Raw genomic sequence first — 11,775 nt, 5'->3', positions numbered from 1 at the left:
GTCTCGTGGGCTCGGCCGGCGGGCGCACCGATCCGACCCTGGTGCGGATCCGCGACGTGTCGCGCACCGAGCACGACGCCATGCTGGCGCTGATCCGCAAGAAGCTGCGCAGCGAATTCAATTTCCCCAAGAACCCGCAGCGCTATTTCGGCGTGCCGGCGGTGTACTCGCTGGAGAACGTGCGCTATCCGCAGGCCGATGGCAGCGTCTGCGGACTGCGTCCTGTGCTGGGGCCGGATGCGGCCTTGAACCTGGACTGCGGCGCCGGGCTGGGCGCGGCCACCCACATCACCGGTGCGTTCGCCTTCGCCGCGGTCGGCAAGGCGCTGGAGATGCTGTTGAAGCGCGTGGTGGCGCGCGAGGCGGCGGCCGCCTAGCGCGCGCTGGACGGCGGCGGCGCGTCCGGGGCGCGCGTGGCCGCGCCGCTCATCAGGTTGCGCTCGGTGCCGGCCTGCAGGAAGGCCAGCCGTTCCAGGTCGTGCGCCGGCTGCGGCCGGCCGAACAGGAAGCCCTGGAAGTGCCGGCAACCCATCGCCGAGAGCATCTCGCACTGCTGCGCATCCTCGATGCCTTCGGCGAGCGCCACCATGCCCATCACCTCCGAGATCTCCACGATCTTGGCCAGCAGGCGCCGCGAGGACTCGTCGGCCTTGGCGTCGTTGACGAACTGCCGGTCGATCTTGAGCTTGGTGACCGGCAGCGTCCTGAGCATGGCAAGCGACGAGAAGCCGGTGCCGAAATCGTCCAGCGCCCAGCCGATGCCGAACGCCTTGAGTTCGTGCATCTTGGCGCGCACCCCGGCGGTATCCACGTACAGCGCCGATTCGGTCAGCTCGAATTCCAGCGACGCCGGCGCCACCCCCTCGCTGGTGATCACCTGCTTCACCGACGCCACGAAGTTGGGATCGAGCAACTGCACCGGGCTGACGTTCACCGCGACCACCAGCGCACGCAGATCCTGCTCGTGCGACCAGCGCCGCAGCGTGCTGCAGGCCTGACGCAGCACTTCCAGTCCCACGTCCCGGATCAGCTGGCTCTCTTCGGCCAGCGGGATGAATTTGTCAGGGGTCAGCAGCTTGCCGCTGGGATGGCGCCAGCGCACCAGCGCCTCGGCGCCGAGCATGCTGCCGTTCGCGCTCACCTGCGGCTGGTACAGCACCTCGATCTCGCCGTTGCCGACTGCGCGCGCCAGTTCCCGCTCCAGCGAAATGCGCGCGTTCACGTCGTTGCGGTAGATGTGCAGGATCGCCGCGAGCAGGCCGGCCGCGCAGGCCATGTTGGAGATCGCGCCGAGCCGGCGCATCCCCAGTGGCGGCGAAGACGCCGGCGCCAGCCAGTCCAGTTCGCCCGAACCGAACGCGACGAAGGCGCCCAGGCACGCCAGCGGGAACACCAGCGCGCGGTAGCGGCGGCTGCGGTCGAACACGAACAGCGCGCCGGCCGCCAGCGGCAGGAAGAAGGTGTGCACCGAGCGCGGCACCGTGCCGATCGGCGCATCGATGAACGAGATCACCAGCACCACCACGAACACGCCATGCGCCACCAGCGACAACGAGGCCTCGTCGCAATGGCGGCGGCGGCACAGCGCGAGCAGGCCGACCGCCGTGAGCCCGACGAAGGCGAGCGCCAGTTCCGGCCGGCCGTAGTACAGGTAGCACACGGTCCACAAGGCGCCGAGCGTGGTGCACGAGACCCCGGCCAGGGTCAGGGTGCTGCGCATCTTGCGGCTGCGATTGCTGTCGCGGAATTTCAGGGAGACCCAGCTTTCGCCGTTGGAGACGTGTTTCTCCGAACTCGCGGCGCTTTTCATCGTCGTGGCGCTCGCATGCGCGATGGCTCCGCTCGCGCCGGGGCGGCCGCGGAGGAGGCGATCGCACGCGTGCGCCGCGCGCTGTGGAGAAGCGGGTAGGGGATACGGCTTGCCGGTTGTTTCACGCCAGGATGATCCGATCTGCCAGAACGCGTGCCATCGAGCCGGCCGCCGAGCCTTGTGCTGAGAGCGAACGGGTTCACACTCCGGTGCCTGGCGGACAAAAGATCCGCTCGCCGTTCAGCGCGGTGCACAGTAGCAGAAGCCAGCAGGCGGAAACCCTGTCGAAAGACCGTGATCCGGTAGCCCAGTTCACAGTTTCGTACGAAAGATGCGCGGCAAGCGACGTTCGCGCGGATCGCTGCAGCGCGGAGCTGCGCGTTGGCCAGCGTGCCTGCGTGCCGAGCGGCGCTTGCGCGGGGCGCCACCACGCTGGCGAGCGGTGCGCGCTGTGTCTGCGGGACAGTCCTGCGTCAGCCCGGCGCGGCTGTGTCGGGAAGCACGTCGGGCAGGCCGAACAGCCGCCGCGCGTTGGCCGTGGTCTGCGCGGCGATGGAGGCGGCAGGTGCGTCGCGCAGCGCGGCGATGGTGTCCAGCACCGTGCGCAGCCGTGCCGGTTCGTTGCGCTGGCCGCGGATCGCGGCATCGGGCTGGTCCGGCGCATCGGTTTCCAGCAGCAGTTGTTGCAACGGCACCGTGGCGGCGAGCCGGCGCAGGCGCTGCGCCCGTGCGTAGGTGACCGGCCCGCCCAGGCCGATCAGGAAATCCAGCGACTGCAACTGTGCCGCCTGCTCGGCGCTGCCGGCGAAACTGTGCACCACGCCACGCAGGCGCCCGACCTTGCGGATCGCCAGGATCACCGCGTCCACCGCGCGCCGCGCATGCACGATCACCGGCAGGTCGAACTCTCGTGCCAGTTGCAGCTGGCCGGCGAAGTAGCGCTGCTGGTCGGCTTCGTCCAAGCCTTCGACGAAGAAGTCCAGGCCGCATTCGCCGATCGCGCAGGGACGCTCGCGTTCGATCCACTCGCCGAGCAAGGCCAGGTGCTCGGGCCGGTGCTCGGCCAGAAACAGCGGATGCAGGCCATACGCCGGATACAGGCCGGGCGCGGCCGCGCAGACCGCACGCAGCTTCGCCCAGGACGCCGTGGTCACCGCCGGCACCACCTGCGCCTGCACGCCCGCCGCCTGCGCGCGCGCGATCACCGCGTCGCGGTCCGGATCGAACTCTTCCGCGTCCAGGTGGCAGTGGCTGTCGATCAACGGCATCGGCGCTCAGCGGCGCACGCGTTGCGCGGTCGAGTTCAGCGGCTCGGTGGCCGGCGCCGGGGTGCGGGTCTTCCAGTTGGCCAGCAGCAGGGTGCCCAGGCCGAACACGATCTCGTCGATGAAGGGCACCGGATCGGGCAGCAGCACGCTCAGCACGAACAGCCCGGCGGTGATCTTGAACAGCGTCGGGTAGCGCAATTTGCCCGCCCAGCGCAGCAGCGGATAGACGATCGGGTTGGGCATGTCAGGTGCTCCGGGGCAGCGGTGGAAACGCTAACAGCTTTGATATGGCGACGTTCCGGGGGCGTTACCAGTCGCGTGTACGCCGCGTTACTGAATAGGGAGCGGATCGGTTCAGCTTCGGCATGGTAATCACAGCACCGTAGACAACGCGGTCAGCCCGCAGGAGAGCACACATGAAAAGCACTACGACAACCGTTCTGGTCGCGGCTGGCGCCTTGCTGGTCGGCGGCGTCGCCACCGCGGCCTTCATGAACAATCGTGACAAACCGGTGGACGTCGCCAGCAGCGACGTGCGCCCGGCCCTGGACAATACCCGCGGCGACAGCGCGATGGACAACAGCGTCGGCGGCAAGCTCGAGTACGCCGACGTGGTCCGGGTCGACCCGATCACCCAGAAGCAGCAGCGCTACGCCGAGGTGATCGGCACCGAGCCGCTGCGCCAGACCTCCACCACCACCACGCCGCGTCAGGTGTGCAACGACGTGGTGGTGCAGGAGCGCCTGCCCGAGCGCGACGGCAATGTCGGCGGCACCGTGGTTGGCGCGGTGGTCGGCGGCCTGCTCGGCAACCAGATCGGCCATGGCAACGGCCGCAAGGCCGCGACCGCGGCCGGCGCGGTGGCCGGTGGCTTCATCGGCAACCGCATCGACCAGAACCATGTCGGCGGTCGCGTGGTCGACCGCACCGAGCGCCAGTGCCACACCGAGAACAGCACCGCGCAGTCCTCGACCATCACCGGCTACAACGTGACCTACCGTAACGACGACGGCACCACCGGCACCATGCGCATGGACAGCAAGCCGGGCAGCCGCATCGCCATGGGCACGCAGGACGTGGTCAAGGGCTACGACGTGACCTACCGTTACGACGGCCAGGAAAAGACCGTGCGCATGGACGACCGCCCGAACAGCGACCGCCTGCCGGTGCTGGACGGCCGCCTGGTCACCCAGACCGCCTCGGCCGGCGACGTCGCCGTCAGCCAGCGCTGAGTCGCAGCGCGGTTGCACCTCCGAAGGCCGGCGCGTGCGCCGGCCTTCGTCTATCTGCGGGCGGCGGCGCGGGCGGGACCGATACAATGCGGTTTTCGCCGTGGATGCCGCCATGCCCCTGCCTTGCGACGACCTGTTCAACGTAGCCGCGCTGCTCAGCGAGGAGGAGCGCGCGATCCAGCAGGCGGTGGCGCGCTTCGTCGATGCCAAGGTGTTGCCGGTGATCGGCGACGCCTTCGACCAGGCGCGGTTCCCGCGCGAACTGGTGCCGGAACTTGCGCAACTGGGGCTGCTCGGCGCCAGCCTGCCGGCCGGGCAGGGCGGTGGCGGCCTCAACGCGGTCTGCTACGGCCTGATCTGTCAGGAACTGGAGCGCGGCGACAGCGGCCTGCGCAGTTTTGTCAGTGTGCAGTCCTCGCTGTGCATGTACCCGATCCATGCCTATGGCAGCGACGCGCAACGCCAGCGCTGGCTGCCGGCGATGGCCGCCGGCACGGCGATCGGCTGCTTCGGCCTGACCGAGTCCCAGGGCGGCTCCGACCCGGCGGCGATGCAGACCCATGCGGTGCGCGACGGCGACGGTTGGCGCCTGAGCGGCAGCAAGATGTGGATCACCAACGGCAGCATCGCCGACGTGGCGATCGTGTGGGCGCAGACCGACGACGGCATCCAGGGTTTCCTGGTCGAGGCCGGCACCCCGGGCTTCGGCACCCAGGACATCGCGCACAAGATGAGCCTGCGCGCCTCGGTGACCTCGGCGCTGTTCTTCGACGACGTGCGCCTGCCCGACAGCCAGCGCCTGCCCGGCGTGCGCGGTCTGAAGGGGCCGCTGGGCTGCCTGACCCAGGCCCGCTACGGCATCAGCTGGGGCGCGATCGGCGCGGCCATCGCCTGCCTGCGCGAGGCGCTGGCCTATGCCGGCGAGCGCATGCTGTTCGGGCGGCCGCTGGCGGCGACGCAGAGCGCGCAGATCAAGCTGGCCGACATGGCACGGCGCATCGCCAGCGCGCAGTTGCTGGCGCTGCAACTGGGCCGGCTCAAGGACGCCGGCACGCTGCAGCCGGCGCAGGTGTCGCTGGCCAAGTGGAACAACGTGCGCATGGCCCTGGACATCGCCCGCGAATGCCGCGACCTGCTCGGCGGCGCCGGCATCACCACCGACTACGGTGCGATCCGGCATGCGCTGAACCTGGAATCGGTGATCACCTACGAGGGCACCGAGACCGTGCACCAACTGGTGGTCGGCCGCGAACTGACCGGCATCAATGCGTTTTGAATCCAAGGCCCGCGGCCGGCTGCGTGCCTGTTCACAGGAGAACCGACGATGAGCGTCTTCGATGTGCGCGTGGAAACCGAGCGCCTGGTGCTGCGCCCGCCCACTGCAGAGGATTTCGCGGCGTTCTGCGCCTTTTCCGCCGACGCCGAGACCATGCATCACCTTGGCGGCGTGCAGGCGCCATCGGTGGTCTGGCGCAGCCTGACCTCGCTGGTCGGCAGCTGGCAGCTGCAGGGCTTTGCGATGTTCTCGGTGATCGAGAAGCGCAGCGGGCAGTGGATCGGCCGGGTCGGTCCCTGGCAGCCGCACGGCTGGCCGGGTCCGGAGGTCGGCTGGGGCATCGCCCGCGCGTTCTGGGGCCAGGGCTATGCGCCGGAGGCGGCCACGGCGTCGATCGATTGGGCGTTCGCGCAATTGGGCTGGGCCGAGGTGATCCACACCATCGTGCCCGACAACGCCAACTCCAAGGCGGTGGCGGCCAAGCTCGGGTCGCGCTACCAGCGCCAGGATCGCCTGCCCGAGCCGCTGCAGGCATTCGAGGTGGAAGTGTGGGGGCAGTCGCGCGCGCAGTGGCAGGCGCGGGGCTGAGCCACGACGACGGCAGCATTCGACACAGGAGCAGCGCATGGCATCCGAACGTTTTCCCCTGACCGTGTACGGCATGGCGCTGTCCGGCAACTGCTACAAGGTGCGGCTGTTGCTGGACCAGCTTGGCTGCGGCTACCGCTGGGTCGAGGTCGACAGCGCCAACGGCCAGACCCGCACCCCGGCGTTCCTGGCCAAGAATCCCAACGGCAAGGTGCCGCTGCTGGAACGCGAGGACGGGCGCGTGCTGGCCGAATCCAACGCCATCCTGTGCTGGCTGGCCGAGGGCACCGGGTATCTGCCCGCCGATCCCTGGCAGCGCGCGCAGGCGCTGAGCTGGCTGTTCTTCGAGCAGTACAGCCACGAACCCTATGTGGCGGTGGCGCGCTTCGTCTGCGGCTGGACGCCGCCCGACTCGCCGCGGCGCGCCGAACTCCCACGCCTGCGCGAGGGCGCGCTGCGGGCGCTGGCGGTGATGGAGCAGCATATGCAGGCGCAGGCCTGGTTCACCGGGCCGGCCTACGGCATCGCCGATATCGCGTTGTTCGCCTATACGCATTGCGCCGGAGATGCCGGCATCGCGCTGACCCAGTATCCGGCACTGTGCGACTGGCTGCAGCGGGTGCGCGCGACGCCGGGTTTCGTGGCGCTGCCGCCGTTGCCGGAGGACGTGCAGGCACGCCTGGCGCAGACCGGGACGTCAACGGCGTTCACCTGACTGCCGCGCGCCGGCGGCTAGCCTGCAGGTCCATTCGGTCAGGAGTAACGCCATGAGCCAGTACCGCATCGCCGTGTTCGTCGGCAGCCTGCGCAAGGAATCGTTCAACCGGCGCCTGGCGCACGCGCTGGAGCGACTTGCGGGCGACCGCGCCCGTTTCGAGTACGTCGAGATCGGCGACCTGCCGCTGTACAACCAGGATCACGACCACGACTATCCGGCGCAGGGCCGGCGCCTGAAGACGCAGGTCAGCGGCGCCGACGCGGTGCTGTTCGTCACCCCCGAATACAACCGTTCCATTCCCGGCGTGCTCAAGAACGCCATCGACCTGGGCTCGCGGCCGTACGGCGAGAGCGCCTTCGCCGGCAAGCCGGCGGCGGTGTGCGGGACCTCGCCGGGGGCGATCGGCACCGCCATGGCGCAGCAGCACCTGCGCAACGTGCTGGCCTACCTGGACATGCCGGTGTTGGGGCAGCCGGAGATCTTTCTGCAGTTCAAGGAGGGCCTGATCGCCGAGGACGGCGCGATCGACGACGAGCGCACGCGCAAGTTCCTCGCCGGCTTCGTCGACAAGTTCATCGCCTGGATCGACGAACTGCAGGCCTGAAGCGCCACCGCGGCGCGTGCCGTGGTGCGCGGATGGGGCAGGGCGGGCCTTGTGCGACGCGGTCTCGGTGAGGTTCTCAACCGCTTGTCCCCAGACTTGTCCCCAGCCTCTGGCGAGGCGTGGCGACGCAGGTGCCCCCGCTCAGGCAGGCGCCCTGTGTTGAGCGTCGCCCTAGCCCCGGCCGCGCGCGGCGACTAAAATCGGCGCCCGGGCCGCGGTGAGGCCGCGCCCGGCGCCCGCGCCCCACAGAGAAGACCCAGCCTATGTCCGCCCGTCCCGGCTACCGCGGCGATCGCAAAAGCGAGCGCAGCGAACGCAGCGAGCCGCGTCTCGACCAGTTGCGCGTGCCGCCGCACTCGATCGAGGCCGAACAGGCCGTGCTCGGCGGCCTGATGCTGGCACCGGACGCCTACGACCGGGTCAACGACCAGCTCACCGAGAACGACTTCTACCGGCGCGATCACCAGTTGATCTACCGCGCGATCCGCGAGCTGGCCGAAAAGGGGCGCCCGTTCGACGCGGTGACCCTGGGCGAGTGGTTCGAATCGCAAGGCAAGCTGGAGATGGTCGGCGACGGCGCCTACCTGATCGAACTGGCCAGCACCACGCCCTCGGCCGCCAACATCGTCGCCTACGCCGAGATCGTCCGCGACAAGGCGGTGCTGCGGCAGTTGATCGAGGTCGGTACCACCATCGTCAACGACGGCTTCCAGCCGGAAGGGCGCGAGAGTTCGGAACTGCTGGCGTCGGCGGAAAAGGCGGTGTTCCAGATCGCCGAGGCCGGTGCGCGCGGGCGCAGCGACTTCGTGGCGATGCCCGGCGCGTTGAAGGACGCGTTCGAGGAACTGCGCAACCGCTTCGAGAACGGCGGCAACATCACCGGCCTGCCGACCGGCTACAACGACTTCGACGCGATGACCGCCGGCCTGCAGCCGACCGACCTGATCATCCTCGCCGCGCGTCCGGCGATGGGCAAGACCACCTTCGCGCTGAACATCGCCGAATACGCGGCGATCAAGTCGAAGAAGGCGGTGGCGGTGTTCTCGATGGAAATGTCCGCCTCGCAGCTGGCGATGCGCCTGATCTCCTCCAACGGCCGCATCAACGCGCAGCGCCTGCGCACCGGCCAGCTCGAGGACGAGGACTGGGCGCGGGTCACCGGCGCGATCAAGATGCTCAAGGAGACCAAGATCTTCATCGACGACACGCCGGGCGTGTCGCCGGAAGTGCTGCGCTCCAAGGCGCGCCGGCTCAAGCGCGAGCACGACCTGGGCCTGATCGTGATCGACTACCTGCAGCTGATGTCGGTGCCCGGCAACAGCGAGAACCGCGCCACCGAGATCTCGGAGATCTCGCGCTCGCTCAAGGGCCTGGCCAAGGAGCTGGGGGTGCCGGTGATCGCGCTGTCGCAGCTCAACCGCTCGCTGGAAACGCGGACCGACAAGCGCCCGGTGATGGCCGACCTGCGCGAATCCGGCGCGATCGAGCAGGACGCGGACATGATCGTGTTCATCTACCGCGACGACTACTACAACAAGGAAAATTCGCCGGACAAGGGCCTGGCCGAAATCATCATCGGCAAGCACCGCGGCGGCCCGACCGGGTCGTGCAAGCTCAAGTTCTTCGGCGAATACACCCGCTTCGACAATCTCGCCCACGACTCGGTGGGCGCGTTCGAGTAAGCCTGCGCGCTACGCGCACATCATCTTGCGAGTGCGGCGCCCGGTACGTTCCGGGCGCCGGCGTGAGGGCGCGACGCAGCGATCAGTAGGGAATCTCGATCTCGGCGTTGCTGGTGGCGTCGTAGGTATTGGCGCCGTACTCGGCGTGGTGGGTGCAGACCACGGTGATCTTGCGATAGATGCCGTAGACGAAGTTCGACTTGAAGTGCACGTCGACCAGCGCGCCGTTGCCTTCCTCGTCGTAGTCGGTGGTGTAGCCGTTGCCGATCTGGTCGTAGGCGTTGCAGCGCACGTTGATGTAGTTGGCATCGACGCGGTCGTTGTTGGCGTTGGCGAAGCGCGAGTACGCGCGGATCTTCAGGCGCTTGCCGCCGGCCGGACGTCCGTCGGACTCGTAGCCCTGGTTCTGGATCACCCCCTGCAGCGTGTAGACCGGCGTGCTGCCGCCGCCACCACCGCCGCCGCCGCACTCGATACCGTTGTCGAGGCTGACCTCGTTCTGTAGCTGGATGGGTTCGGCGGTGCAGGCCATCGCCAGCGGCGCGGCGAGACTCAGTGCGAGGGTGAGGGCGGCTTTTGCGATGCGCTTGTCCATGGGTCTTGCTCTCCTGAAATCATTGCGGATGTCGGCGATGGGCGTGGCCGTGCTGCGCCGTTGGCTGCCCGCAGCGCGTCGCGGCCCTGTCGATGCAGGTCCGGGCGCGGGCGGTTCGGGGCGCACGCAACCGCGCTCGCCGGCCGTGATGACCGTGAGATCGCAGAGGCGATGGCGGATGTCCCCCGTGCGCGCGAGACGGCCGTGGCCATGTCGTGCGCGGTGCAGCGAAAGCACGGATGACGTCCTTCCCCGGAACGTCATCCATCAGCAGCGGTCGCGGCGCCGTTTCGACATGACGGCGCCCGCCACGGCGTTATAGCAGGGCGGACGAGGCGCGCGTGCGCGGCGCGCGGCGATGTCTACGAAATCCGGCCAGCGCGACACTTGCTGCGCCAGGATCGGTGGTGTCGAAGCATGTGCGACTCGCGCCGCATGCTCACCTGGCCGCTGCACCCGATCCGTATCATGGCGCGTCCTTCGCTGCGTCCCCTCGCATGAGCTACGCCATCGTCTGGTTCCGGCGCGACCTGCGCCTGCACGATCAACCTGCCTTGCAGGCCGCTCTGGATGCCAGGCATACGCCGGTGCCGGTGTACCTGCACAGCCCGGAAGACGAGGGCCCATGGGCCGCCGGCGCGGCTTCGCGCAGCTGGCTGCAGCGCTCGCTGGCGGCATTGGACGCGCAACTGCGCGCGCGCGGTTCGCGCCTGATCCTGCGCCAGGGCCCGGCCGAGACCGCCTTGCGCCAGGTGATCGCCGACTGCGGCGCAGTGGCGGTGTACTGGAACCGCCGCTACGAGCCGGCCACGCAGCCGCGCGATGTGCGGCTCAAGCGCGAACTGCGCGAGCAGGGCCTGGAGGTGCACAGCTACAACAGCGCGCTGCTGTTCGAACCCTGGCAACTGGCGACGCAGCAGGGCGGCCCGTACAAGGTGTTCACCCCGTTCTGGCGCAGCGCCTTGAGCCATTGGCAGGTGCCCGCGTTGCAGGCCGCGCCGAAGACGCTGCCAGCGCCGCCCAAGGATCTGGACAGCCTGCCGCTGGAACGACTCGGCCTGGCGCCGGCGCTGGACTGGGATCGCGGCTTCTGGGAGGTCTGGCAGCCGGGCGAGGCGGGCGCACACGAGGCGCTGGACGTGTTCGTCGATGGCGCGCTGCGCGACTATCTCGATGGCCGCGACCGCCCCGACCAGGTCGGCACCTCGCGGCTGTCGCCGCACCTGCATTTCGGCGAGATCGCGCCATGGCGCATCGTCGCGACGCTGGAACGGCAGCGCCGCGCCGCCACCGCCGCGGCGATCGACGGCTACATCCGCCAACTGGGCTGGCGCGATTTCGCCCACCACCTGCTGCACCATTTCCCGGACACGCCCGAGCGCAACCTCAACCCGCGCTTCGAGCGCTTTCGCTGGGCCAAGCCCGATGCGGCGACATTGCACGCCTGGCAGCGCGGCCGCACCGGCGTGCCGATCGTCGATGCCGGCCTGCGCGAGCTGTGGCACACCGGCTGGATGCACAACCGCGTGCGCATGATCGTCGCCAGCTACCTGTGCAAGCACCTGCGCGTGCATTGGTCCGAAGGCGCGCGCTGGTTCTGGGACACCCTGGTCGATGCCGACCTGGCCAACAACACCCTGGGCTGGCAGTGGGTGGCCGGCACCGGCGCCGACGCCGCACCGTATTTCCGCGTGTTCAATCCGGTGACCCAGGCGCAAAAGTTCGATCCGAAGGGCGAGTACATCGCGCGTTGGGTGCCGGAACTGGCGGCGCTGCCGGTGGCCGACCGCTTCGCGCCCTGGCAGGCACCGCAGCGACTGGCGCACGCCGCCCCGCAGTATCCGCGGCAGCCGATCGTGGACCTGGCCGCCGGCCGCGATGCGGCGCTGGCCGCCTATCGCGAGACCGCCGCCGGCTGAGCACTGCGCGGTGTTGCGTGGCGCAGCACGGCCGCAGGCGCGATTGACGCCCTTCGCGGGGCCATGATTCACTCCGGGCTCGG

11 protein-coding genes and 1 pseudogene are annotated in these 11,775 nt (G+C 69.3%); 8 read left to right on the top strand and 4 right to left on the bottom strand.

Going from position 1 to position 11,775, the window contains the following annotated elements; translation table 11 throughout:
- Positions 1-377: pseudogene (locus CEK66_RS02280) on the top strand (tRNA threonylcarbamoyladenosine dehydratase); the annotation flags it as partial.
- Here CEK66_RS02280 and CEK66_RS02275 read toward each other — a convergent pair.
- The 3 genes from CEK66_RS02275 to CEK66_RS02265 form a co-directional block, all read right to left on the bottom strand.
- A complete protein-coding gene (locus CEK66_RS02275) occupies positions 374-1,810 on the bottom strand; it encodes an EAL domain-containing protein (protein WP_017909026.1) in 1,437 nt (478 codons plus the stop codon). The pseudogene CEK66_RS02280 and the gene CEK66_RS02275 sit on opposite strands and share 4 nt — an antisense overlap.
- Positions 1,811-2,283: 473 nt before the next feature.
- Positions 2,284-3,078: a TatD family hydrolase gene (locus CEK66_RS02270; RefSeq protein WP_152235814.1), complete on the bottom strand. Its 795-nt coding sequence runs from the start codon at positions 3,076-3,078 to the stop codon at positions 2,284-2,286.
- Between the two features lie 6 nt (positions 3,079-3,084).
- Positions 3,085-3,321 carry a DUF6116 family protein gene (locus CEK66_RS02265; protein ID WP_017912800.1) on the bottom strand — a complete coding sequence of 79 codons (237 nt, stop codon included), beginning with the start codon at positions 3,319-3,321 and terminating at the stop codon, positions 3,085-3,087.
- 173 nt (positions 3,322-3,494) lie between these two features.
- Here CEK66_RS02265 and CEK66_RS02260 point away from each other — a divergent pair, with 173 nt between their 5' ends.
- The 6 genes from CEK66_RS02260 (at position 3,495) to CEK66_RS02235 (ending at position 9,178) form a co-directional block, all read left to right on the top strand.
- Positions 3,495-4,310: a glycine zipper 2TM domain-containing protein gene (locus CEK66_RS02260; protein ID WP_152235813.1), complete on the top strand. Its 816-nt coding sequence runs from the start codon at positions 3,495-3,497 to the stop codon at positions 4,308-4,310.
- 100 nt (positions 4,311-4,410) lie between these two features.
- Positions 4,411-5,586 carry an acyl-CoA dehydrogenase family protein gene (locus tag CEK66_RS02255; RefSeq protein WP_193312540.1) on the top strand — a complete coding sequence of 392 codons (1,176 nt, stop codon included), beginning with the start codon at positions 4,411-4,413 and terminating at the stop codon, positions 5,584-5,586.
- A gap of 48 nt (positions 5,587-5,634) precedes the next feature.
- Positions 5,635-6,174, top strand: a complete 540-nt coding sequence (locus CEK66_RS02250) for a GNAT family N-acetyltransferase (RefSeq protein ID WP_152235811.1) — start codon at positions 5,635-5,637, stop codon at positions 6,172-6,174.
- Between the two features lie 37 nt (positions 6,175-6,211).
- Entirely contained in the window at positions 6,212-6,889 is a 678-nt protein-coding gene (locus CEK66_RS02245; protein ID WP_152235810.1) for a glutathione S-transferase family protein, read from the top strand.
- Positions 6,890-6,941: 52 nt separating this feature from the next.
- A complete protein-coding gene (locus CEK66_RS02240; protein WP_017912795.1) occupies positions 6,942-7,496 on the top strand; it encodes an NADPH-dependent FMN reductase in 555 nt (184 codons plus the stop codon).
- Between the two features lie 263 nt (positions 7,497-7,759).
- The gene (locus CEK66_RS02235; protein WP_017909018.1) at positions 7,760-9,178 is read left to right on the top strand and encodes a replicative DNA helicase; all 1,419 of its coding nucleotides are present in this window, start codon (positions 7,760-7,762) and stop codon (positions 9,176-9,178) included.
- Positions 9,179-9,260: 82 nt separating this feature from the next.
- Here the strand turns inward: CEK66_RS02235 and CEK66_RS02230 are convergent, their stop codons facing one another.
- Positions 9,261-9,773: a hypothetical protein gene (locus CEK66_RS02230; protein ID WP_043092206.1), complete on the bottom strand. Its 513-nt coding sequence runs from the start codon at positions 9,771-9,773 to the stop codon at positions 9,261-9,263.
- 497 nt (positions 9,774-10,270) lie between these two features.
- Between CEK66_RS02230 and CEK66_RS02225 the strand changes: the two genes are divergently transcribed.
- Complete coding sequence (locus CEK66_RS02225) at positions 10,271-11,692, top strand: deoxyribodipyrimidine photo-lyase (protein WP_152235809.1); 1,422 nt, start codon at positions 10,271-10,273, stop codon at positions 11,690-11,692.
- The last annotated feature ends 83 nt before the right edge of the window (positions 11,693-11,775 follow it).

Origin of the sequence: Xanthomonas sp. LMG 12460 (assembly GCF_009192895.1) — a bacterium.
Taxonomy (GTDB): Bacteria; Pseudomonadota; Gammaproteobacteria; order Xanthomonadales; family Xanthomonadaceae; genus Xanthomonas_A; species Xanthomonas_A sontii.
The sequence above is the reverse complement of the archived record's forward strand: the minus strand, read 5'-3'. Positions and strand labels throughout refer to the sequence as shown.

What these genes read in the sequence shown, in the direction of transcription:
- CEK66_RS02235 (WP_017909018.1), top strand. Translation starts at nt 7,760, where the DNA reads ATGTCCGCCCGTCCCGGCTACCGCGGCGATCGCAAAAGCGAGCGCAGC.
- CEK66_RS02250 (WP_152235811.1), top strand. Translation starts at nt 5,635, where the DNA reads ATGAGCGTCTTCGATGTGCGCGTGGAAACCGAGCGCCTGGTGCTGCGC.
- CEK66_RS02275 (WP_017909026.1), bottom strand. Translation starts at nt 1,810, where the DNA reads ATGAAAAGCGCCGCGAGTTCGGAGAAACACGTCTCCAACGGCGAAAGC.
- CEK66_RS02245 (WP_152235810.1), top strand. Translation starts at nt 6,212, where the DNA reads ATGGCATCCGAACGTTTTCCCCTGACCGTGTACGGCATGGCGCTGTCC.
- CEK66_RS02230 (WP_043092206.1), bottom strand. Translation starts at nt 9,773, where the DNA reads ATGGACAAGCGCATCGCAAAAGCCGCCCTCACCCTCGCACTGAGTCTC.
- CEK66_RS02270 (WP_152235814.1), bottom strand. Translation starts at nt 3,078, where the DNA reads ATGCCGTTGATCGACAGCCACTGCCACCTGGACGCGGAAGAGTTCGAT.
- CEK66_RS02240 (WP_017912795.1), top strand. Translation starts at nt 6,942, where the DNA reads ATGAGCCAGTACCGCATCGCCGTGTTCGTCGGCAGCCTGCGCAAGGAA.
- CEK66_RS02225 (WP_152235809.1), top strand. Translation starts at nt 10,271, where the DNA reads ATGAGCTACGCCATCGTCTGGTTCCGGCGCGACCTGCGCCTGCACGAT.
- CEK66_RS02265 (WP_017912800.1), bottom strand. Translation starts at nt 3,321, where the DNA reads ATGCCCAACCCGATCGTCTATCCGCTGCTGCGCTGGGCGGGCAAATTG.
- CEK66_RS02260 (WP_152235813.1), top strand. Translation starts at nt 3,495, where the DNA reads ATGAAAAGCACTACGACAACCGTTCTGGTCGCGGCTGGCGCCTTGCTG.